This window comes from Methylobacterium sp. 1973, assembly GCF_040545035.1.
GTDB lineage: Bacteria > Pseudomonadota > Alphaproteobacteria > Rhizobiales > Beijerinckiaceae > Methylobacterium > Methylobacterium fujisawaense.
On record NZ_JBEPLA010000003.1, the window covers coordinates 73026 to 93968 of the forward strand.

Annotated in this window: 19 protein-coding genes; 12 read left to right on the plus strand and 7 right to left on the minus strand. The window is 67.8% G+C overall.

Annotated elements, in window-relative coordinates:
• The first annotated feature begins 229 nt into the window (after nucleotides 1-229).
• From ABIC70_RS07425 to ABIC70_RS07435, 3 genes are read left to right on the plus strand one after another with little or no spacing between them, the layout of a single operon-like run.
• Nucleotides 230-832: a TadE/TadG family type IV pilus assembly protein gene (locus tag ABIC70_RS07425; RefSeq protein WP_091955289.1), complete on the plus strand. Its 603-nt coding sequence runs from the start codon at nucleotides 230-232 to the stop codon at nucleotides 830-832.
• Nucleotides 832-1446, plus strand: a complete 615-nt coding sequence (locus ABIC70_RS07430; protein WP_043386279.1) for a TadE/TadG family type IV pilus assembly protein — start codon at nucleotides 832-834, stop codon at nucleotides 1444-1446. The genes ABIC70_RS07425 and ABIC70_RS07430 overlap by 1 nt, the downstream gene beginning before the upstream one ends.
• A 38-nt stretch (nucleotides 1447-1484) precedes the next feature.
• Nucleotides 1485-2777 (plus strand): TadE/TadG family type IV pilus assembly protein, encoded by a 1293-nt coding sequence (locus ABIC70_RS07435; protein ID WP_354439308.1) that lies wholly within the window; start codon nucleotides 1485-1487, stop codon nucleotides 2775-2777.
• 60 nt (nucleotides 2778-2837) lie between these two features.
• Here the strand turns inward: ABIC70_RS07435 and ABIC70_RS07440 are convergent, their stop codons facing one another.
• Nucleotides 2838-3455 (minus strand): cupin domain-containing protein, encoded by a 618-nt coding sequence (locus tag ABIC70_RS07440; protein ID WP_354439309.1) that lies wholly within the window; start codon nucleotides 3453-3455, stop codon nucleotides 2838-2840.
• Nucleotides 3456-3599: 144 nt separating this feature from the next.
• Between ABIC70_RS07440 and ABIC70_RS07445 the strand changes: the two genes are divergently transcribed.
• From ABIC70_RS07445 to ABIC70_RS07460, 4 genes are read left to right on the plus strand one after another with little or no spacing between them, the layout of a single operon-like run.
• On the plus strand, nucleotides 3600-4373 hold the full coding sequence (locus ABIC70_RS07445; RefSeq protein WP_043386249.1) for an ABC transporter substrate-binding protein: 774 nt from the start codon (nucleotides 3600-3602) through the stop codon (nucleotides 4371-4373).
• Between the two features lie 5 nt (nucleotides 4374-4378).
• The gene (locus ABIC70_RS07450; protein ID WP_043346657.1) at nucleotides 4379-5032 is read left to right on the plus strand and encodes an amino acid ABC transporter permease; all 654 of its coding nucleotides are present in this window, start codon (nucleotides 4379-4381) and stop codon (nucleotides 5030-5032) included.
• A complete protein-coding gene (locus ABIC70_RS07455; RefSeq protein WP_043386251.1) occupies nucleotides 5029-5760 on the plus strand; it encodes an amino acid ABC transporter ATP-binding protein in 732 nt (243 codons plus the stop codon). Before ABIC70_RS07450 ends, ABIC70_RS07455 begins: the two co-directional genes overlap by 4 nt.
• A 9-nt stretch (nucleotides 5761-5769) precedes the next feature.
• Nucleotides 5770-7059 carry an NAD(P)/FAD-dependent oxidoreductase gene (locus ABIC70_RS07460; RefSeq protein WP_354439311.1) on the plus strand — a complete coding sequence of 430 codons (1290 nt, stop codon included), beginning with the start codon at nucleotides 5770-5772 and terminating at the stop codon, nucleotides 7057-7059.
• A gap of 164 nt (nucleotides 7060-7223) precedes the next feature.
• Here ABIC70_RS07460 and ABIC70_RS07465 read toward each other — a convergent pair whose 3' ends face one another.
• Nucleotides 7224-7544 carry a hypothetical protein gene (locus ABIC70_RS07465; protein ID WP_043386257.1) on the minus strand — a complete coding sequence of 107 codons (321 nt, stop codon included), beginning with the start codon at nucleotides 7542-7544 and terminating at the stop codon, nucleotides 7224-7226.
• A 714-nt stretch (nucleotides 7545-8258) separates the two neighbouring features.
• Between ABIC70_RS07465 and ABIC70_RS07470 the strand changes: the two genes are divergently transcribed.
• The 3 genes from ABIC70_RS07470 to ABIC70_RS07480 all read left to right on the plus strand — a co-directional run bounded on the left by ABIC70_RS07470 (nucleotide 8259) and on the right by ABIC70_RS07480 (nucleotide 12295).
• Nucleotides 8259-10241 (plus strand): acyl CoA:acetate/3-ketoacid CoA transferase, encoded by a 1983-nt coding sequence (locus ABIC70_RS07470; RefSeq protein ID WP_342144777.1) that lies wholly within the window; start codon nucleotides 8259-8261, stop codon nucleotides 10239-10241.
• 340 nt (nucleotides 10242-10581) lie between these two features.
• Nucleotides 10582-11454 carry a triphosphoribosyl-dephospho-CoA synthase MdcB gene (gene mdcB, locus ABIC70_RS07475; protein ID WP_053610443.1) on the plus strand — a complete coding sequence of 291 codons (873 nt, stop codon included), beginning with the start codon at nucleotides 10582-10584 and terminating at the stop codon, nucleotides 11452-11454.
• A 106-nt stretch (nucleotides 11455-11560) separates the two neighbouring features.
• Nucleotides 11561-12295: a DUF3750 domain-containing protein gene (locus ABIC70_RS07480; protein WP_354439312.1), complete on the plus strand. Its 735-nt coding sequence runs from the start codon at nucleotides 11561-11563 to the stop codon at nucleotides 12293-12295.
• A 60-nt stretch (nucleotides 12296-12355) separates the two neighbouring features.
• On the opposite strand, the gene mqo is transcribed toward ABIC70_RS07480, so the two are convergent.
• The 4 genes from mqo to ABIC70_RS07500 form a co-directional block, all read right to left on the minus strand.
• On the minus strand, nucleotides 12356-14086 hold the full coding sequence (mqo, locus tag ABIC70_RS07485) for a malate dehydrogenase (quinone) (RefSeq protein WP_354439314.1): 1731 nt from the start codon (nucleotides 14084-14086) through the stop codon (nucleotides 12356-12358).
• Between the two features lie 642 nt (nucleotides 14087-14728).
• The gene (locus tag ABIC70_RS07490) at nucleotides 14729-14863 is read right to left on the minus strand and encodes a hypothetical protein (protein ID WP_280142406.1); all 135 of its coding nucleotides are present in this window, start codon (nucleotides 14861-14863) and stop codon (nucleotides 14729-14731) included.
• Between the two features lie 157 nt (nucleotides 14864-15020).
• Nucleotides 15021-16127: a tlde1 domain-containing protein gene (locus tag ABIC70_RS07495; RefSeq protein ID WP_043346664.1), complete on the minus strand. Its 1107-nt coding sequence runs from the start codon at nucleotides 16125-16127 to the stop codon at nucleotides 15021-15023.
• Between the two features lie 230 nt (nucleotides 16128-16357).
• The gene (locus tag ABIC70_RS07500) at nucleotides 16358-17152 is read right to left on the minus strand and encodes a lytic murein transglycosylase (RefSeq protein ID WP_043380860.1); all 795 of its coding nucleotides are present in this window, start codon (nucleotides 17150-17152) and stop codon (nucleotides 16358-16360) included.
• 680 nt (nucleotides 17153-17832) lie between these two features.
• On the opposite strand from ABIC70_RS07500, the gene ABIC70_RS07505 reads away from it, so the two are divergent.
• Together ABIC70_RS07505 and ABIC70_RS07510 are read left to right on the plus strand one after the other, a co-directional pair.
• Nucleotides 17833-18519: a class I SAM-dependent methyltransferase gene (locus ABIC70_RS07505; RefSeq protein WP_053610386.1), complete on the plus strand. Its 687-nt coding sequence runs from the start codon at nucleotides 17833-17835 to the stop codon at nucleotides 18517-18519.
• 51 nt (nucleotides 18520-18570) lie between these two features.
• Nucleotides 18571-19182 carry a hypothetical protein gene (locus tag ABIC70_RS07510; RefSeq protein ID WP_279897423.1) on the plus strand — a complete coding sequence of 204 codons (612 nt, stop codon included), beginning with the start codon at nucleotides 18571-18573 and terminating at the stop codon, nucleotides 19180-19182.
• A gap of 40 nt (nucleotides 19183-19222) precedes the next feature.
• Here ABIC70_RS07510 and ABIC70_RS07515 read toward each other — a convergent pair whose 3' ends face one another.
• Complete coding sequence (locus ABIC70_RS07515) at nucleotides 19223-20914, minus strand: aminotransferase class III-fold pyridoxal phosphate-dependent enzyme (RefSeq protein ID WP_354439317.1); 1692 nt, start codon at nucleotides 20912-20914, stop codon at nucleotides 19223-19225.
• Nucleotides 20915-20943 lie beyond the last annotated feature (29 nt).

A 20943-nucleotide genomic window follows, 5' to 3' on the forward strand; every position in this document is an offset into this window, starting at 1 on the left:
CTGACAAGCGGCAGCGATCCGGGGCGCCGTCGCAAGCCTCGTGGAATCTCTGCCAGTTCTTTCAACTTGAGGTGGACGTGGCGGTTAAATTTGCAATTGCATGTTAAGTGACAGCATTCCGAATTGATCGATTTTGAACAATGCTGCGCGAAAAAAAAGTAAGCTTTTGATGCTCTTCTAGCGGCGTGGTCCGGTCGAAGGCTGGGTATTGAGCACGGAAATCCGAACGGTGGTTCGCTGGCTTGATGGACGAGCGCAGGCGGCGCGCTTCGTGCGGGCGCGCGGGGGTGCGACTGCCGTGGAGTTCGCCCTCGTGGCCCTTCCGTTCTTCGCGCTGATCGGGGCCTGCCTGGAGAACGGGATCGTCTTCTGGGAGCAGGAGATCCTCCAGCAGGCAGTGTCCGATGCCGGCCGGCAGATCTATACGGGCTCCTTTCAGACCGCGAACACCGGCACCACCGATCCTGCGACCCTGATGAGCCGGTTCCGGACGGCGATCTGCACACAGTCGAACGGCACCCCGCGGGTGACGATCTTCAACTGCGCCAATGTCCGGGTCAGCGTCACGCAGGCCAGCAGCTACGCGGCCGCCAACCCGGTCTCGCCCGTGGCGACCAATGCCAGCGGCGCCAGCGACTGGAACGCGAGCTTCCCCAGCTATTCCTGCGCGGGCGCCTCCGCGATCGTGATCGTGCAGGCGGCCGTGGACGTCCCGATCTTCTTCCCGCTGCTCGGTGCGGCGACGCCGAGCCTGCCCAACAGGCGTCGGGTGATTCAGGCGGCGACGGTCTTCAAGGTCGAACCGTACACAACCCAGTCCGTGTGCTCCTGATGCGCCGGATTCTGGAACGTCTCGCGCGCTACCGATGCGACGAGCGCGGGATCGCCGCGGTCGAGTTCGCGTTCGTGTTGCCCCTCCTCATCATCCTGTATTTTGCCACCGCGGAACTCACGCGCCTGGTCGACGCGAACCGCAAGCTGACGCTGTTCGCGCGCACGCTGAGTGATCTGTCGGGACGCGCGGACAATCCGAGTCCGACGGTCGAAGCCATGGCGACGATCGCGGGCGCCGCGACCGCGATCCTGCGTCCCCTCGATGCCTCGAATCTGCAGATCGTCGTCAACGCCATGGGTGTGGAGTCGGTCTCAGGCACGCTCTATGGCGGGGTCTGCTCCAGCTGGGCCCAGAACGCGACCAAGCGGCCGGCGCAGCAGCGCAACGGGACCAACGGGTTGCCCCAGACGCCGGCCGTCTATCAGTTCGACGGCGCCCGCTACATCCTCGGTGAAGTGACGATGACCTATACGCCGATCATCGGCAGCGCCCTCTACCGCTGGATCTTCGGCAACCGCGGCCTGACCTTCACGCGGCAGATCCCGTGGTCGGAGCGCACCGCGAGCGAGATCATCATGCCGGGCGGCGTGGCTTGCCCGATCTTCAACTAGCGCGACGGGGGCCCAACGTGTCCGCTGTTCCAGCCGGAATGAGCCGCCTCCTCACGCGCTGCGTCCGCACGTGTGCGCGCTCGCGATCCGGCCAGGTCGCGATCACCTTCGCCCTCGTGATGCTGCCGGTGCTGTTCGCCACGGGAGCGGCGGTGGATTACGGTCGACGCAACGCCGCCAAGGCACAGCTCGACGCGGCCCTCGACGGCGCCGTCCTGGCGGTGATCTCGCAGAAGACGAATTCGATCTCATCGACCAGCCTGCTGAACATGGAGACGCAGTTCCGAGCGGAGGCCGCGAAGGTTCCGGGCGTCACCGTGACCTCCTTCAACCCGGGAACACCCGTCAGCAACTCGGCCACACTCAGCTTGGCAGCGAGCTATACGGCCACGGTGAAGACGACGATCTCATCGTTGATGCAGGTGCCGGTCATGAACATCAACGGGAGCTCGTCCAGCACCCGCAACATGTTCCAATATATCAATTTCTACCTGTTGCTCGACAATTCGCCGTCGATGGGGCTGGCGGCGACCGACACCGATGTCGCCAACATGAAGATCGCGACAGGCGGCTGTGCCTTCGCGTGTCATCAGCACACCTACGACAATAAAGGTCGCGTCACAGGGGATAGTCAAACCGACTTCTATCACGTGGCGCTGAGGAACAACATCAAGCTGCGCATTCAGGTCCTGCGTGACGCCGTGTCGGCACTGGTCGATCAGGCGAACGCAAGCATGTCGCTGTCGCAGCAGTATCAAATGGAAATGTGGACGTTCAACGATTCCACGACGCAGACCCGGCTCCAGGCGATGACGCCGACCCTGAGCCAGATCAAGGCTGCGGCGCCGAACATCGACATCGCGTACGCGTATTACAACCAGTCGGACAACCAGACGGATTTCGAGCGCGCCATCGCGGTGATGAATACCACGATCCCGGCGAGCGGGACCGGCATCACGGCGTCCTCTCCGATCCGCTTTCTGTTCCTGGTCACCGACGGGGTCGAGGATACCGGTGGCAGCGTCACGAACCAGAGCGCCGGCTTTCAAATCCAGAGCGACCGCTTCATCGGCCCTTTCAGCCCATCGACATGCAACGCGCTGAAGAGCAAGAACGTGCGGATCGGCATCATCTATACGCAATACCTGCCGATCTACGACAACGACTTCTACAATCGGTACGTCAGACCCTATGAGGGCCAGATCGGGCCGGCGCTGCGGTCCTGCGCGTCGGACGGGCTGTACTTCCCCGTTGCGTCCGGGGGCGACATCACCGCCGCCATGCTCAAGCTGTTCTCCACCGCGGTGGCATCCGTCCGGATCAGCAACTGAACGGGTTCCGGTCACTCCGGGGGCCGGCATGGCCCTGCCTGTCGGTGGCCCTGCGTTCCGCTAAGGCGATCCGGCCGGCGTCGGTCCGAGGACATTGACCCACAGCACGATGGTTTGGCCATGCGGGTCGGGATTGCTGAACCGGTGTGGTCGCCGGCTCTCGAAGCGGAAGCTGTCGCCTTCCGCGAGTCGAAGGGTCCGCGCCTCGACGACCAGGGTCAGGCGCCCCTCCAGAACGAGGCCGGCCTCCTCGCCCTCGTGGCTGAACGGCTCGTCGCCGGTGCTCGCCCCCGGCCTCAGCACCATGTGGAAGAGGCTCATCCCGTGCGTGCCGCCGGGCGGGGTCAGCAACTGCTTGGTGATGCCGGCCCTCCAGAGCTGAAGTTCCGGCCGGTCCTTCCGGAACACCACGATCGGGTCCGGATCGGGCTCGTCCGGGCTGGGCTCGAAGAGGCCGCCGATACCGATCTGCAGCGTGTCCGCGAGGAGCGCCAGGACCCGGAGCGAGGGCGACGACAGACCCCGTTCGACCTGACTGATGAACCCGATCGAGAGACCGGTGCTGGATGCGATCGCCTCGAGGGAGAGCCCCCTGGCGCGCCGGAGGCCGCGCAGGCGCTGACCCACGGCCCGGTCGACCGGTTCCGGACCCGTTGCGTCGCCTTGGGGAATGCTCACCGTCGCACCAACCTGCCTCTCGCGTGTCTCTTCATGCACGTGAAAGTCCCTTGCGTCGATATTGGAAACGTGCGGTATTCTTCACGAGAATGAAATCGGGCGGCGGCTCTCGTCGCGCAATCCGGTCATGATGGGAGCGGCAGGATGAGAAGACGGTTGGCCGGGCTGTGTCTGTCGTCGACGCTGCTCCTGGGAATCCTGGGGAGCGCGGTCGGCGCCCAATCCCTGAAGGTCGGTGCGACGCCGACAGGCCTGCCGTTCACCTTCCTGGATACCAAGACGAACACCATCCAGGGCGTGATGGTCGACCTCGTCAACGCGGTCGGCAAAGAGGCGGGCTTCACCGTGGCGGTCGAGCCGCTGCAATTCTCGACGCTGATCCCGGCGCTCACCGCCTCGAAGATCGACATCATCTCGGCGGCGATGTTCATCACGCCGCAGCGCAAGGAAGTCGTGGCGTTCTCGGCGCCGGTCTACAGTTACGGTGAGGGGCTGATCGTCCCGAAGGCCGACACGAAGGATTACATGTCCTTCGCTGACCTGAAGGGCGAGACCGTGGGCGCCCAGGTCGGCACCGCCTTCGTCGAGCCGCTGAAGAAATCCGGCCTGTTCGGCGAGGTGAAGATCTACGATACGATCCCCGACATCATTCGGGACGTGAACTCCGGACGGCTGAAGGCCGGCTTCGCCGATGCGCCGATCCTGGCCTACTACGTGAAGCAGGGAGCGTTCCCCGGCGTCCGCCTGGTCGAGACCTTCAAGCCGACCGTGGTGGCCTCGGTGGGCCTCAGCGTGCGCAAGACCGACGCGGACTTGCTGGCCAAGATCGACAAGGCGCTCGCCAAGCTGAAGGCCGACGGGACGCTCCAGGCGATTCTCACCAAATGGGGCCTGCCGCCATCGGCCGACCGGTCCTGAGCTCCATGCGCGAGTTCCTCGCCGATGCTCAGGAATACCTGCCGATCCTGCTGCAGGGCGTGCAACTGACCGTCCTGATCACCCTCGCCTCCCTGGTGGTCTCGACGCTCCTCGGCTTGGTCTGGGCGGTGATGCGCGTCTCCGGCATCGCCGTGCTGGCGGGCTTCAGCGCGGTGATGATCAACATCCTGCGCGGCATCCCGATCATCGTGCAGCTGTTCTACATCTACTTCGTCATGCCCGATTTCGGCCTGTCGCTGACCGCGGTGCAGGCGGCGATCATCGGGCTCGGCATCGCCTATTCGGCCTACCAGGCGGAGAATTTCCGCGCCGGCATCGAGGCGGTGGATCGCGGCCAGGTCGAGGCGGCGCTGTCGATCGGCATGGGCTGGGGCATGACGATGCGGCGGGTGATCCTGCCGCAGGCGATCCGGATCGCACTGCCGCCCTACGGCAACATCATGATCATGATGCTCAAGGATTCGTCCCAGGCCTCCACCATCACGGTGGCGGAATTGGCACTCCAGGGGAAGCTGATCGCGTCGTCGACCTTCAAGAATACCAGCGTCTACACGATGGTGGCGCTGATGTACCTCGCGCTCAGCCTGCCGCTCATCCTTCTGGTCCGGCATCTCGAGGCCAAGGGGCGGCATCGATGATCGTGCTGAAGGACGTGCGGAAGCACTACGGCACCCTGGAGGTGATCAAGGGCGTCTCGGCCGAAGTCACCAAGGGCGAGGTGGTGTGCATCATCGGACCCTCGGGGTCCGGCAAGTCGACCCTGTTGCGCTGCATCAACGGCCTGGAAGCCTATGACGGCGGCGAGATCCGCGTCGACGGTCAGCGGGTCGACCGGGACAAGCGCAGCATCAAGGCGATCCGGACCCGAGTCTCCATGGTCTTCCAGCGATTCAACCTGTTCGCCAACCGGACCGCCCTCGAGAACGTCGTCGAGGGGCCGATCCACGTCAAGGGCGAACCCCGTGCGGAGGCCGAGGAGCGCGCCCGGGCGCTCCTCGCGCGGGTCGGCCTTTCCGGCAAGGAGCACGCCCGGCCGGACGAACTCTCCGGCGGCCAGCAGCAGCGCGTCGCGATCGCCCGGGCGCTCGCCATGCGCCCGGAGGCGATCCTGTTCGACGAGCCGACTTCGGCCCTCGATCCTGAACTCGTCGGCGACGTGCTGCGGGTGATGCGCGGGCTCGCCGACGAGGGCATGACGATGATCGTCGTGACCCACGAGATCGGCTTCGCCCGGGAGGTCGCCGACCGGGTGCTGTTCCTCGATGGCGGCCGGCTCGTCGAGCAGGGACCCGCCGCCGAGATCCTGAACCGTCCGCAGAACCCGCGCACGCAGGATTTCCTGCAGCGTGTGCTGCACCCGCTTTAGGACAAGGCCGTGGCCGAACCGTTCCCCCTCGCCCCCTCGCTCTGGGCCACTACGGCGGCGCCCGCGCCGGACACACCGCCGCTCGCCGAATCCGGCACGGCCGACGTGGTGATCGTCGGCGGCGGATTCTGCGGCCTGTCCACCGCCCTGCACTTGGCCGAGCGCGGCATCCGCCCGGTGGTTCTGGAGGCGCGGGAGGTCGGCTATGGCGGGTCCGGTCGCAACGGCGGCCAGGTGATCCCGGGCCTGAAATACGATCCCGCGGATCTCGTCGCCCGGTTCGGGCGAGAGCGCGGCGAGCGGCTCGCACGCTTCGCCGGCGGAACCGCCGACGTTGTGTTCGACCTGATTGCCAGGCACGGGATGGACGTGCCGCACCGGCGTGCCGGCTGGATTCAGGGTGCCCATACCGAGACGGGGCTCGCCGAAATCGAGCGACGGGCGGCGCAATGGGCCGATCTCGGCGCGCCGACCCGCGTCCTCGACAAGGCCGAGGCCGAACAGCTCCTCGGGACCGGTCGCTATCGCGGCGGCTGGCTCGACGGACGCGGTGGCGCGATCCAGCCCTTGAGTTATGCCCGCGGCCTCGCCCGGGCGGCCCTGAAGGCCGGAGCGTCGATCCACGGCGCATCGCCGGTGACCTCCCTCGAACGGACGGGGTCGGGCTGGACGGTCACGACGGCCCAGGGGGCCCGGCTGAATGCCGAACGGGTCGTTCTGTGCACCAACGGCTACACGGGCGGCCTCTGGCCGGACCTCGCGCGGACCGTGATCGCGGCGAACTCCTTCCAGGTCGCCACGGTGCCGCTCTCCGACAACCTGCGGCGCTCGATCTTGCCCGAAGGCCATGTCTCGTCGGACACGCGCAAGCTCCTGCTCTACTTCCGGCTGGACCATACCGGTCGCCTGCTGATGGGCGGCCGCGGTCCGTTCCGGGAGCCGCGGAGTCCTGCCGACTGGGCCCATCTCGAACGGATCGTCGGCAAGCTGTTCCCGCAGCTCGACGGGACCGCCTTCGACCACCGCTGGTGCGGCCGCGTCGCGATCACCCGGGACTACCTGCCCCATCTCCACGAGCCGGCACCCGGCCTCCTCATCGATATCGGCTGCCAGGGCCGGGGCGTCGGCCTCCAGTCGGCGATGGGGCGTGCGATGGCCGCCTACATCGCCACCGGCGATGCCGACAACCTGCCGCTCCCGCTCACTCCGATCGCGCCGCTGCCGCTTCACGCCCTCCACAGACTGTACGTGTCGGCGATCATCGCCTGGTATCGCCTGAGCGATGGCGGCATCCGCTGAGGCGGCAAGGCTCGGCGTCTCGACGATCCAGCGAGACCCCCGCGGGCGGAGGTGCCAGGATCCTGACCGACAAGTCGGGAAGCGGACGCTATCGGCTTCTCGGGGCAATCGCGACCCTGCCATCGAGCCGCATCGGAACAGGCCTGCCGCGCCGGTGGAGCGGCTTACTGAAACCGCCGCATCTCCGGTGAAAGGGAGCGTCCGGCCTCGAGCAGGGCCCGAACCTTGCGGGTCGCATGCAGCAGGATATCCGGTCGGGCATCCTCGTAGGACGTCTCGTCGACGAAACTCTGCAGCGCCTCCGTGATCCGATCCTCGATCTCGTCCATCAGGGCGAGGCCTTCTGGACCTTCCCTCCGGAGATGTGCGTCCGCGAGGGTCAGATAGGCCGCGCTCGCCAGCAGGAAGGCGATCCCGTTCGCCTCCCGGGCCGCGTCTGAACTCGCGTCGCCGCCGTCCGTACCGTCTGCGACGTCGTCGTCCATCGGCCTATGCACTCCTCATCCGTCAGGCCCGCTGTGCCGCCTGCGCGGCGCCGCGCAAAGTAGGGAAAAAGGGGTCGGTCCCGTCACCATTCGGGCAACGTCGGCGGTGGGTGTGGCCTGCGCGCTTGCGCCCGTGGCTCAGCCGCTGGGATCGGTCCGATCCTGCGCGGCCCGCCGTTCGCGCATCCTGCAGAGCGCCCGCCGCCAGGCGGCCACGACGGCCTCGCGTGCGCCGGCCTCGGCGCTCCTGGTCGGATCGGCAGGCCGGCCCCTGCCCTCGCGCTGGCTGTTTCGGTCTCTCGGATCTCGATTCATGATCGCCTCCCTGCGTGACAGAGAGAGACACCGGAACCGGGGACCCCGCGGTGAGGCCGCGCACGCGAACCGCGGAAACCGCGTGCGGGGGAGCACATGCGGTCACGCTCGAGCCGATCCTCGTCCGCGGCGCTGACACCGCGCAATTTTTCTGATCGTGGACCGAAGAGTTTTTCAGCAGCGCCGGTCTGCATTTTAGGAGTACTGTCACGCGGCCGGCATGGGCCCTCGTGCAATGCCGCAAATATTGATGCGGTGCAATAACGATCGTATTCAAAACTCAGCTGACTCCCGGGGCCGATATGTCCCGGAACCACGGGGGCGGCGCATGGCAGAATCGGAGGGGACGGGCATCACGGCCGGCCGCACCTCCGAAGGCCGGGGAGGATCACGGGCTCCATGAGGAAGAACAAGGTCATCTCGGCGGAAGAGGCGATCGCGCTGATCCGTGAGAACGACGTCGTGACGACAACGGGGTTCGTCCAGAGCTGCATCCCGGAGGCCCTGCACGCCGCCCTCGAGAAGCGGTTCGTCGAGACCGGATCGCCCCGTGGGCTCACCCTGATCATGACGGCGGGTGCCGGTGACAGCAAAGGGCTCGGCACGGGCCGCCTGCACCATGACGGCCTCCTCTCGCGGGTCATCGCCGCCAATTTCGGCCGCATGCCGAAGGTCGCGAAGGCCGCGCAGGACAACCTGATCCGCGGCTACAACCTGCCCCAGGGCGTCATCTCACAGCTGTACCGGGCCTGCGCCGCAGGCCAGCCGGGCCTGTTCTCGAAGGTCGGCCTGAAGACCTACGTCGATCCGCGCCATGGCGGCGCCAAGGTCAACGAGCTGACCACCGAGGACATCGTCAAGCTCGTTGAGGTCGATGGTGAGGAGTGGCTGTTCTACACGGCGACCAAGATCGACGTGGCGTTCATCCGCGCGACATCGGCCGACCCGTCCGGCAACCTCTCCTACGAGAAGGAGGCGCTGACCCTGGACTGCCTCGCGCAGGCCATGGCGGCCCGCAACAACGGCGGCATCGTCATCGCCCAGGTCGAGCGCATCGTCGACGACGGATATCTTCTGCCGAAGGACGTGCGCGTCCCCGGTATCCTCGTCGACTGCGTGGTGGTCGCCGAGCCCGAGATGCACCGCATGAATTACGGCGTCATGCACGACGCCGCGCTCGCCGGCGAGATCCGCGTTCCGGTGACGGGCATCAAGCGGATGCCGCTCAACGAGCGCAAGATCATCGCCCGGCGCGCCGCCTTCGAGCTGCCGCCGAACGGCGTCGTCAATCTCGGCGTCGGTGCGCCGGAGGGCATCTCGTCGGTCGCCAACGAGGAGAAGATCACGCCCTACATCACCCTCACCACCGAGGCGGGCGCGGTCGGCGGGGTGCTGGCCTCCGGTTCGAGCTTCGGTGCGGCGACCAATGCCGACTGCATCATCGACCAGAATCAGATGTTCGACTTCTACGACGGCGGCGGCCTCGACATGACCTGCCTGGGCATGGCCGAGTGCGATGCCGCCGGCAACGTCAACACGTCCAAGTTCGGCGGCAAGCTGAATGGCTGCGGCGGCTTCATCAACATCTCGCAGAACGCCCGCACCGTGGTCTTTGCCGGCACGTTCACGGCCGGCGGCCTCGAGATCGCGGTGAACGACGGTCAGGTGCGCATCGTCAGCGAGGGCAAGGCGCGCAAATTCGTCACGCAGGTGCAGCAGAACACCTTCTCGGGTCCCTACGCGGTGGAGCGGTCGCAACCGGTCCTCTACGTGACCGAGCGCTGCGTGTTCCAGTTGACATCGGACGGTCTTGAACTGATCGAAGTCGCACCCGGCATCGATATCGAGCGGGATATCATCGCCCACATGGATTTCGCCCCCGTGGTGCGCAATCCCGTGCCGATGGATCCGCGCATCTTCCGCGACGAGCCGATGGAGCTGATCTCGGATCTGCTCAACCTCGATCTCAAGTCGCGTGTCAGCTACGATGGCGAGCGCAACATTCTCTTCATCAACTTGGAAGGCTGGTACTGCCGGGTGAAGGGCGACATGGACGAGCTGCGCATGACTATCGTCGAGGCCTGCCGCAAGGCCGGCCAGCGGGTCAACGCCGTAATCAACCACGACGGCTTCCGGCTCAACGAGAACCTTGTCGATGATTACGCCGGCATGGTCCAGTATCTGCAGGCGAACTACTACGCCACCACGACCCGGTACGCGACGAGCGCGTTCCTGCGCCTGAAGATGGAGGAGGCCCTGAACAACCGCGGGGTCGCACCACACGTCTTCGAGCGCAAGGAGGAGGCGCAGGCCTTCGTCAGCAGCACCGAGGACAAGAAGGCCCGGAAGCGGATCTCTCCGGCGGTCGCCTCGGCGGCCTGAGGAGAGTGCCGGCCGCAGGCGGCCGGCAGTTCGGGGCATTTGCCGCGCCGTCCCGGACGGGTCGGCGTGGCGGACCGTCCGGGGCCGGCATTCGGCGCGTCGTCGGTGGCTCTCGTGGGAGGGCCAAGCCCCGGCTCCCCGCGGTTATCGACAGATCACGCCTCCGCCGAGCCCCACCCGCCATCCGCGGCGATAGTGTTTCCGAAGGATCTCCAGGCCGGAGACGCCCAAGCAGACTGGGTCTGTTACCGACGCATGCACGCGCCGTTTCTTCCCGTATAGGTTGGGCCGGCCCAGTTCCGTCCGGCCATGTCGGCGCACGCCTCGGGGAGGTCCGCTCCTGCACGCTCATCAGAACCTCGCTGCCGCGACGTCCGATGCCAAACGCGCCCAGCCCCCCTGGGCCGAGCGCGTCGCCGACCTCGCCCATGCGGCTCTGATCGAGGAACTGGAGACCTGGCCGAAGCCCGGCCTCGTCAGCCTGGTGGATTCCGGCAGCCACGACGACATGGATGCCGACACCCTCCACCGGAGCGCCGTGGCGATCCGGCCGTTCTTCGCCGATCTGGTCTCGGCGGGCAGCCGAGGGGCGGAGATGGCGGAACTCCGCGGGATCGGGCTGCGGGCCGAGGCCGCGATGATGCGGGCCACCGGCGGCGTCAACGCGCATCGCGGCGCCATCTTCTCCCTCGGTCTGATCTGCGCGGCGGCCGGCACGCCGGACACGGGGCGCGGCTCCGCCGAGGCGCGGGCCGAACGCGTCGGGCATCTGTGGGGAGCGGCGATCGCCGGGGCCCCTGTCTCGCCGGTGAGCCATGGCGGACGGGCGGTGCGCCGCTTCGGAGTCGGCGGTGCCAGCGCCGAGGCGGCGGCCGGCTTCCCGACGATCCGTACGGTCGGCCTGCCGGCGCTGCGCGCCGGGCGCGTTTGCCGGCCGGGCGAGCCTGAGGCGGCGCGCGTGCACTGCTTCTTCGCGCTGCTGGCGGTGGTCGACGATACCAATCTTCTCCATCGCGGGGGACCCGACGGCCTCGGATGGGCGCAGGCGGCGGCGGCGGACTTTCTCGCGGACGGTGGAATCGCGGCGCCGGGCTGGCGGGACCGGGCGGCTGCGATCCACCGCGCCTTCGTGGCGACGCGCCTCAGCCCGGGTGGCTGCGCGGATCTCCTCGCCGCGACGCTTCTGCTCGACGCGCTCGCCGCCGCTGGTTGAGAGCGACGGTGCGAAGCGATCCGCGCGGCCGCGTTCCACTGGCGGCATACGTCGGGGCACGCGCAGCCTTCATCCGGCCGGCCCATCACCCGGAGCTCCCTCGTTCGTGACCTGCTTCAGGATCGTCCTCCTCGCGCTCGCCGTGCTCTTCGTCCTGCCCGTGGCGGCATCGGCCGTGCTCTACGCGACGCGGGCGAATGGCGACTGGCGTCTCGCGGATCGGTCCAGCGTCGGTCTGCTGCCACGCGCGGATGCGCATCCCGGCGCCGTGCTGCGCATCTTCTCGGCGCGGACCGTGAGCTGGCGCGGCATCGTGGCCACGCATAGCTGGATCGTCATCAAGGACCGCGACGCCCCCGCCTTCAGCCGGTTCGACTACACGGCCTGGGGCCAGCCGATCTGGGTCGACCGGTTCGTGCCGGACGGGCGCTGGTTCGGAAATCCGCCGTCGGTCGTGTTCGCGGCGGACGGGCCGGAGGCGGAGGCGATGCTCCCGCGGATCCGCAGGGCTGTGGCCGAGTACCGCTACAGCCGGCCCGGCGACTATGTCGTCTGGCCCGGGCCCAACTCGAACACCTTCGTGGCCGCCGTGATGGCAGCGGTGCCGGAGATCCGCGCCAGCCTGCCGACGACGGCGATCGGCAAGGATTTCCCCTACGACGGGCGCTGGGCCGGCCTGACGCCCTCCCAGACCGGAATCCGCGTCAATCTCGGCGGCTATGCCGGAGTGACCCTCGGCTGGGTCGAGGGATTCGAGCTGAACCTGCTCGGAGGCGTCGCGGGGATCGACCTGCGGCGACCCGGGATCAAGCTGCCGGCGGTGGGCCGGCTCGGCCTCTGAGCGGCGGATCCGGCCACCACCCTGGCAGGCGTGCGCGCAGTCGCGCACGCCGAACCGGTCCTACGGCGCGAGGTCGTGGACCGGCTCCTTCACCGGCGTGGCACTGCTGTTGAGCACGGTGCTTCCGGTCGGGACCGGTTTCAGCAAGGCCCGGTCGATCTGCGGCGGCGTCGGCAGCTGGAGCTGTGCGCTGGTCTCGGCCCATTCCTGGGCGACGCGCTCGGGATCGTCGTTGAGCCTCGTGCCGTAGCTGGGGACAATCGCCCGGATCTTGGCCTGCCATTCCGGCGTGGCGACCTTCTGGGCGAACACCTTCTCCAGCACCTGCAGCATGATCGGCGCCGCCGTCGAGGCCCCGGGCGAGGCCCCGAGCAGGGCCGCGATGCTGCCGTCCTTGGCGTTGACGATCTCCGTTCCGAGCTTCAGGACGCCGCCCTTGTTCGCGTCGCGCTTGATGATCTGGACGCGCTGGCCCGCCTGCCAGAGACGCCACTCCGCCTTTTTGGCGTTCGGGAAGTACGCGCGGAGCGCCGCGATCCGGTCGTCGTCCGACAGCATGAGCTGTCCGGCGAGGTACTCGACCAGCGGGAATTCGTCGACGCCGACCTTCATCATCGGCCAGAGATTGCTGGTGGTGGTGGAGCTGAGGAGATCGAAATAGGAGCCTTCCTTCAGGAACTTGGTCGAGAAGGTCGCGAAGGGCCCGAACAGGATCACGCGCTTGCCGCCGAGCATGCGGGTGTCGAGATGGGGCACCGACATGGGCGGCGAGCCCACGGACGCCTTGCCGTAAGCCTTGGCGAGGTGGAGCATGGCGACGTCGGGATTGTCGTTGATCAGGAACGAGCCGCCCACGGGGAAGCCGGCGTAATCGTCACCCTCCGGAATGCCGGATTTCTGCAGGAGGTGCAGGGCGCCGCCGCCTGCGCCGATGAAGACGAACTTAGCGTCGACCGTCCGGCGCGTGCCGTCCTTGAGGTTCTTCGCGGTCACACGCCACGAGCCGTCGGCATTCTTCGCGATGGTCTCGACTTCGGTCGACAGCCGGAGCTTGAAGCTCGGCTGCTTCTGCAGATGGGCGACGTATTGACGGGTCACCTCACCCCACTCGCAGTCGGTGCCCAGCGGCGACCACGTCGCGGCGACCCTCTGCTTCGGGTCGCGCCCCTCCATCATCAGGGGCACCCATTTGCGGAGCTGCTCCGGATCCTCCGAATACGCCATGCCGGCGAAGAGCGGGCTCGCCTTGAGAGCCTCCCAGCGCTTCTTCAGATACGCGATGTTGTCGTCGCCCCAGACGAAGCTCATGTGCGGCGTATAGTTGATGAAGGTGTGCGGATCCTTCATCACGCCGGTCCTGACCTGATGCGCCAGGAACTGACGGGTGACCTGGAAAGCTTCGTTGATCTCGACCGCCTTGGCGATCTCGATCTGTCCCGTCTTGCTCTCGGGCGTATAGTTCAGCTCCGCCAGGGCCGAGTGTCCGGTGCCGGCATTGTTCCAGCCGTTGGAGCTCTCCAGGGCGACCTGATCGAGCCGCTCGACCATCTGGATCGACCAATCCGGCTCCAGCGCATTCAACCAGATGCCGAGGGTCGCGCTCATGATCCCGCCGCCGATCAGCAGCACGTCGACCGTGCCGTCGGCACCGTCGGCCAGGACCGGCGAGCCCGGCAGCGCGGCCACGGCCAGGCCCGTCGCGGCCGTTCCAAGGATCTGACGCCGGCTGAGAGGCAGCGCGGCCGAGGCACGGCGGTTACGCAGGTCGTGAGTCTCGTCGTCGCCACGCATGGGCAGATCCCGCTTTTTGCGTACCGGACAGGCCCGATCGGCCGATCCGCGTACGGAAGACACTCGATACGACGAGCGAGAGTCCCGCTCGTCAGGCCTTCCGGATCGTTTCCCCGTTGCCGTGGCGGCGTGCCGGCGGTCTCGATCGACCCGACACGACGGTACGGCGCGTGTCCGCAGCGGTGCGAAATTCCGGTGCCCGCGCAGATCGCGAGGCGACGGAACGTACCGATGCGACGCGCGTGTCTCCTGCCACTCGGACGCTCGATCCGGCCGGAGCCGTAATCTTCGGTCCAAGACCTCGAACGCGCACAAACGCGATCGCCGAGGGGGAGGAAAGACGCTGGCTGGCTTAGCTCAGCAGATTGATGTCGGCCTCTTAGAGGACGACGCTCGAAAGGACAATCGCTGCAGGGGTTGCATTCACCGTCTGCCTGTCAGGCCCGGATGCAAGCATCGAAGGTTGACGACCAACCGCGGTATGACAGGCCAGCACGATCGGGCGCCGCCGATAGACTGTCCGGGATCGTGCGTCCGGATCCGCGATCGACGTTATCGGATGGACTGGCAACGGCTGATGCTGCGCGACGGTCGGCCGTCGGTTCAGTGCGGCATGACGCGCCCTGGCGTCGTCAAGTCGGTTCAGTCGCCGTCCATCCGGGTGGCGCGTCGCAGCTCGGTGGCGAGCCTTTCGGGCGCCTTGGCGGTCTGGACGCCGGTGACCCACCGGTCTCTCCCGATCCGGTGGCAGACGGTACCGGCGACGAGGGTCTCCATGTGCGCGGTCCGAACGGGCCGGAGGATTCCAGCTTGCGGACGCTGCCCATCGCATCGATGAGCGGGCCGGCCTCTCGGTCCGTGACCTCGGACGGCACGACCGGCCGGTTCAAGGCGCGATGCGCGGCGCGCCGCCGGCTCAGGTCGCGGGGCGGGCTCAACCGCCGTTGCGGGCCATCCGGGTCGTGACCGTACCGGCGGCGAGGCTCGGGAGCGGATCCTGCGTGCCGCTGACCACGACGAGGCGCTGCACCTCGCCGCGCAGGAAGGCCTGAAGGAACCGCTCGTAGTCGCGGAACGACACGCAGCCGTTCGAATCACCGCGCGGCCCCAGCATGTAAGTGTGCGCCAGAAGGCCGACACGGCCATAGACCGCCTCGTTGCCGCCCACCGGCGTGAGCCGGATAGCCCGAACCCCGTGGAACGGCCGCTCGCGCTCGGTGAGATCGTAGGTTCCAGGCGGCGTCGGCCCGCGCATCCGCACATTGACGAGGCGGGGATCGTCCAGCCCCTCCCCGAGACCCGAATGGGCCTCAAGACGCTCGCCGTTCGGCAGCGTCACGGTCTTGGCGGCGATGTTGTAGACGGCCACTCCGCCCGTCGGGCTCGGCGCCGGGGACAGCGCCAGCGGCGGCGAGATGCGCCGTTGTGGCGCCACGTCCGCAGGCTTGCTCTCCAGAGCGGCGTAGGCGAGAGCCGGTCCGCGCTCGATGCCGAAGAGCTTCTCGAGGAAGGACCGCTCGTCGGTCTGGGGAGCGGGCTGCGCCACAGGCGGGACGTCGCGGCGCGCCATGCGCCGGTCGGACCGACGCGCGAAGCCGGTTCCGGCCGGCGCACGGAATTCGGGCGGCCGCGGAATCGGAAGCGGGACGACCATCGCGGCCTGCGGCGGCTCCGCGGCTTTCGGTTCGGTCTCGGCGCCGGGCTCCGGCACGGGTTCTGGTGTCAAAGCGGGCGGCGCGATCTGGGTCCAAGCCCAGCGCGACAGCTTTCCGCCGGCGGCTTCCCGCCACGGATCAGGCGATCCCACCGTTTCCGATTCGACGACGGTGGCCGCCGCCGTCTCAGCGGCATCCGATCTTTCGGTCGACGCCTCCGTTCGGGCGATCTCGATCTCGGCGGCCGGATCCGGGGCGCGGTGCAGGACGCTGCCTCCGAGGGCAGCGAGGGCTACCACGCCGGTGAGCACCGAAAGGGGCGCCAGCCAGGCGCCGCGCGCAGTCTGGGATTTGAGGCCGTCCAGCGGCACGGATTCGACAGCCATGCGGTTGCCCATGCTCCTCGTCGCGAGACGGGGCAGACCGGCGGCAGCCTTCCACCACAGGGTGAGGAATCGCCGCGGGCGGACCGGCCCCGCTCAAAGCGAAACAGCGGGGTCGGGCCGGCTTTTCTGCGGCGATGCGATGGTCGATCTTGGATCGATCGAGACCATTTTCAGGCGCACCGCCACCAGTGTTCGTGTCTCTAAGACACGGATCTATGTGCGATAGACTGCTAGTCGTTGTCGATTTGACGCCCGAGCAGCGCGATCGCCTTCTCGTAGACCGGGGCCGCGTTCCAGCCCTGGATCGCCGCGAAGTTCGGCTCGCCGGGCTGGTAGCCGGCGCCGGCCCGCCAGCCATGGGCCTTGAGGAAGTTCGCGGTCGACGACAGGGCCGCCCCGACATTGTTGAGGTCGCCGGTGCCGTAGGTGAGCACGTTCTTCGGCAGGAACTGCGTGTGGCCGACCTCGCCATGCGCCGCGCCGCGGGTGCTCGGGGTGAGCAGGCCGCGATCGACGAGGGTCAAGGCGGCGTAGAGCTGATCCGTGAAGTATTCGGAGCGGCGGCAATCATAGGCGAGCGTCGCCACCGCCGAGAGCGTATTGACGTTGCCGCGCACGGCGCCGAAGCCGGTCTCCATGCCCCAGATCGCTAGGAGCGGTCCCGGCGGGACGCCGTAACGCTGCTCGATGGACTCGAAGAGGGCAGCGTTCTGCCGCTTCAGGGCGCGTCCGCGGGACACGATGGTCGGGCCGCCGCGCTTGGCGAGGAATTGCTCAAGCGACAGCTTGAAGCTGTGCTGTCCGCGATCCGCCGAGATCGTGGCGGTGGAATAGGTGGTGTTCTGCAATGCCGCGAGGCTGGCAGCGCTGGCCCGGCCGCGCGCCTCCTCGGCAAACTGCCGCTTCCACGCATCGAACCCGGCCGCTGTGTTGCCGCACTGCGCAGCCTGCACCTGCCCGGCGCTGAGGGCGATCCCGGCAAAGGCCGCGACCGCGATGGTCTGACGCCGCAAATTCTCGATCACGCGAAACACTCCTTCGGCGCGTCCTCGCGCCCTGTCCTGCTGGCGATACCGGGCCACATCTGGTCGATAAGAGGGCGAGAAGATGTCGAAGGGGCGACCTTCACCTTTCTCGCCCTCAAATCATTGCGCATCCGCGGATCTCCGACGAGAGCGCGGTGGCTGCGGGTTGGCGGCATCGTGAATGCCGCGTTTTCAGGCGTAGCCACCGCTTGAGAGGCGCGAGCCACGGTTCAAAGAACAGGCATTGGGCGGATCGCATTCCTGGCGTCGGTCGAAGATGTTCCGTCTGGATCATCGCTATTTTGCCAACGAAATTAGGATTGGCTCGCGCCGTTGATGATACTGTCACAACGCCGTCAAACGACGGACATAGCTTTGCCGGCGGAAAGACTTCTGCGGAGGGGCGGCGTGGGGTCGATGATTGTCGGTGTGGCTCGGCATGAACCAAGAGTCCGCCACCCGCATTTGCGCTCCTCCTGATCGGCCGATGCTGTCTCGCAAAGCTTGCGGTCGATCGGGCCAGGGCGCAGGCGGTCGCGCATCCTCCGCCTGCGGAGCAGCCGGTCCGAACCCGCGCTGACACGAATTCGATCCCGAACGCACGACCGAAATCCGCAACACCGGCGGTCCGACCAAGACCGCCCCTGCGCCGACCTTGCCGACATCGAGACAGGATGCTCATGGCCATCGGAATGCACGATACCGGTTCCTCGCGTCCGGCGACGCTCGGTCCCGATCTCGACCGCGACGGAGTCGCCAAGGCCTATGGCCGTTGGGCGCCGGTCTACGATCTGGTCTTCGGGCCCGTCTTCGCACAGGGCCGGACCCTGGCGGCGGCGGCCGCGGAACGGATCGGCGGCCGGATCCTGGAGGTCGGGGTCGGAACGGGTCTGTCCCTGCCCGCCTACCGGCACGCCCGCAGCATCGTCGGGATCGATATCTCGGCCCCCATGCTGGAGAAGGCGCGCCAACGGGTGGCGCGGCTGCGCCTGCGCAATGTCGAGCGTCTCGCCGTGATGGACGCCGAGCATCTCGACTTCGCCGACGCGTCCTTCGACGTGGTAGTGGCGCAGTACGTCGTCACGGCGGTGCCCAATCCCGAGGCGGCGCTGGACGAGTTCGCCCGGGTGCTCCGCCCCGGCGGCGAGATCGTGATCACCACCCGGATCGGTGCCGAGTCGGGCCTTCGGCGCGTCGTCGAGCACGCCCTCGCGCCGGTGACCAGCCGCCTCGGCTGGCGGACCGAGTTCGCCTGGGAGCGCTATGCCGCCTGGGCCGTGACTGCACCCGTGGAGATCGTCGAGCGCAGGGCGCTCCCGCCCCTCGGCCACTTCTCCCTCCTCCGCCTGCGCAAGCGCGACGCCTGAGGGCGCCTCACCTCCGACCAGCCCACCCAAATCCGAGCGGGGACGAACACCATGGCGAGTTTTCTGGACGCGCTGCGCGTGCAGCGCTGGGACGATCATCGATACTACCACCACAACCGCATCAACCAGAGCCTGCACGTCGTCAGCGCGATCAGTTTTCTGGTCGCCTATGCCCTCGCGTTCAAGGATCCGGCCACGGCGGCGTTGATCGGTTGGCTCGTGGCGATGACCTCCCGGCAGGCCGGCCACCTCTTCTTCGAGCCGAAGGGCTACGACCACATCAACGACGCGACGCACGAGCACAAGGAAGAGATCAAGGTCGGCTACAACCTGCAACGCAAGGTCGTACTCCTGGCGATCTGGGCCCTGTCGCCTCTGCCGCTCTATTTCGACCCGAGCCTGTTCGGATTGATCTCACCGCACCAGACCACCGCGGACCTGATCCGCAACGTGGGCTGGATCTGGCTGTGGCTGGCGCTGGCCGGGCTGCTGTTCCGGATGGTGCAACTCTTCGTCCAGCGCGACGTGCAGACCGGTCTCGTCTGGGTCGCCAAGATCCTTACGGACCCGTTCCACGACATCAAGCTTTACTACAAGGCGCCGCTCGCGCTGCTGCACGGTGAACTGGTCGAGGAGCAGGAGCCGCACGAGCGCGGCGCCTAAGGCTGGATCCCGCGCCGAGCGCGCGGCTCGGCGCCCCGGATCAGTCGTGATCCGGGGCGGGCAGGCCCAGCCGGGTGCCGAGCCTGCCCAGGCGCACCGCCGCGACCTCCCGCAGGATCGACCGGCGGATCGCCTTGTCGCTGGGGGCGCCACCTTCCCACCACCCATCCGACCGCATCGCCTGCGCCGCCGCCACGAAGCGCGTCGCCACGGCGTCGAAGGCCGCGTCGTCGTAGGCGAGGCTGAAGATCAACCGGCCGGTCCCGACCCATGACAGGGCCAATCCCTCCGCGCGCAGGTAGAATTGCAGCATCCAGTTGTAGCGCGACGGCTTGGTGTACAGGACCGTCCACACCGTCGACATGTTGGCGACCCGCACCGGCAGGTCGGCGTCCGCCAGCAGGGCGTTGAGGCGCCGCGCCCGCCCGTCCCAGGTCGCGTCGAGGTCGGCATAGAGGGCAGCGACCGCTGGGGTGTCCAGCCGCTCGAGGAACGCGCCCATGGCGCCCATCACGTAGGGATGGGCATTGAAGGTCCCGCGGGCGAAGCAGATGTCGACCGGACGATCGTCCCGGTAGCGGCGCATCAGGTCGGCGCGCCCGCACAGGACGCCGACGGGCAGCCCGCCACCGAGCGTCTTGCCGTAGGTGACCATGTCGGCACGCACGCCGAAATACTCCTGCGCGCCGCCGCGGGCGAGGCGGAAGCCGAGGAAGACCTCGTCGAGGATCAGCACGATCCCTCGGGCGCTGCACACCGCCCGCAGGTCGTGAAGCCACTTGGTGAAGGCGGCGCGGTCGAAGGACGCCCTGCGACCGCTGTCCACCAGCGCGGAATCGGCCGGCGCGCCGGCATTCGGATGCAGGGCCTGGAGCGGGTTGACCAGAACGCAGGCGACGTCGCGGCGGGTGGCGAGCACCCGCAGCGTCCGCTCCGACATGTCGGCCAGGGTGAGCGTGTCGCGGGTCGGGACCGGGTTGCCGATGCCCGGCTGCACCTCGCCCCACCAGCCGTGATAGGCGCCGCAGAGCCGCACAATCCGGCGGCGGCCGGTGTGGTAGCGGGCGAGCCGGACCGCCTGCATCACCGCCTCGGTGCCCGACATGTGGAACGAGACTTCGTCGAGTCCCGAGATCGCCTTCAGCCGCGCGACGTTGCCGGAGACGACCGAGTGCAGCGGCCCGAGGACGGGGCCGAGCGCCGCGACGCGGGTGGCGCCCTCCTCCAGACAGGCGCGGTAGAAATCGACGCCGAACAGATTCACGCCGTAGGAGCCGGCGAGGTCGTAGAAGACGTTGCCGTCGAGATCCGTGACGGTCACGCCCGCGGCCGACGCCGCGAAGGCGCCTGTCCCCAGATGCGCGCGCACGTGGCGGGCATACTGGAACGGCACCCGGTACAGCCCGGTGAACTGCAGATCCGAGAGGCCGTCGCGCACCGCCTCGGTCTCGGCCCGCGTCCGGGCGAAGCGTGTCCGGAACCGGTCGGAGAGCCCGGCGAAACCCGCCTCGCGGCGCAGGGCCACCGCTTCGTCCGGTTCGTCCGACCGGAAGAAGGCGCGCTCCGAATAAGCGTAGTGCGGGATCAGCCCGGCGACGCGCCGGGCCATGCGGGCATGGCCGGTGAGCGAACGGTGCTTCGCCCGCGACAATTGCAGGCGCTCTGCCGCGCGCGGCAGGGCGAGAACCGCGGCAGCGGCGGTGGCGGACAGGGTGATGAGGAGCGCGGACATCGCCCCGCGCCCTATCGGAGACGGTTCAC

Coding starts and splice junctions, on each gene's coding strand:
- ABIC70_RS07465 (WP_043386257.1), bottom strand. CDS start 7,544: ATGGACGACGACGTCGCAGACGGTACGGACGGCGGCGACGCGAGTTCA.
- ABIC70_RS07490 (WP_280142406.1), bottom strand. CDS start 14,863: ATGGAGACCCTCGTCGCCGGTACCGTCTGCCACCGGATCGGGAGAGAC.
- ABIC70_RS07445 (WP_043386249.1), top strand. CDS start 3,600: ATGAGAAGACGGTTGGCCGGGCTGTGTCTGTCGTCGACGCTGCTCCTG.
- ABIC70_RS07510 (WP_279897423.1), top strand. CDS start 18,571: ATGGCGAGTTTTCTGGACGCGCTGCGCGTGCAGCGCTGGGACGATCAT.
- ABIC70_RS07505 (WP_053610386.1), top strand. CDS start 17,833: ATGGCCATCGGAATGCACGATACCGGTTCCTCGCGTCCGGCGACGCTC.
- ABIC70_RS07435 (WP_354439308.1), top strand. CDS start 1,485: ATGAGCCGCCTCCTCACGCGCTGCGTCCGCACGTGTGCGCGCTCGCGA.
- ABIC70_RS07455 (WP_043386251.1), top strand. CDS start 5,029: ATGATCGTGCTGAAGGACGTGCGGAAGCACTACGGCACCCTGGAGGTG.
- ABIC70_RS07515 (WP_354439317.1), bottom strand. CDS start 20,914: ATGTCCGCGCTCCTCATCACCCTGTCCGCCACCGCCGCTGCCGCGGTT.
- ABIC70_RS07450 (WP_043346657.1), top strand. CDS start 4,379: ATGCGCGAGTTCCTCGCCGATGCTCAGGAATACCTGCCGATCCTGCTG.
- ABIC70_RS07495 (WP_043346664.1), bottom strand. CDS start 16,127: ATGGCTGTCGAATCCGTGCCGCTGGACGGCCTCAAATCCCAGACTGCG.
- ABIC70_RS07430 (WP_043386279.1), top strand. CDS start 832: ATGCGCCGGATTCTGGAACGTCTCGCGCGCTACCGATGCGACGAGCGC.
- ABIC70_RS07470 (WP_342144777.1), top strand. CDS start 8,259: ATGAGGAAGAACAAGGTCATCTCGGCGGAAGAGGCGATCGCGCTGATC.
- mqo (WP_354439314.1), bottom strand. CDS start 14,086: ATGCGTGGCGACGACGAGACTCACGACCTGCGTAACCGCCGTGCCTCG.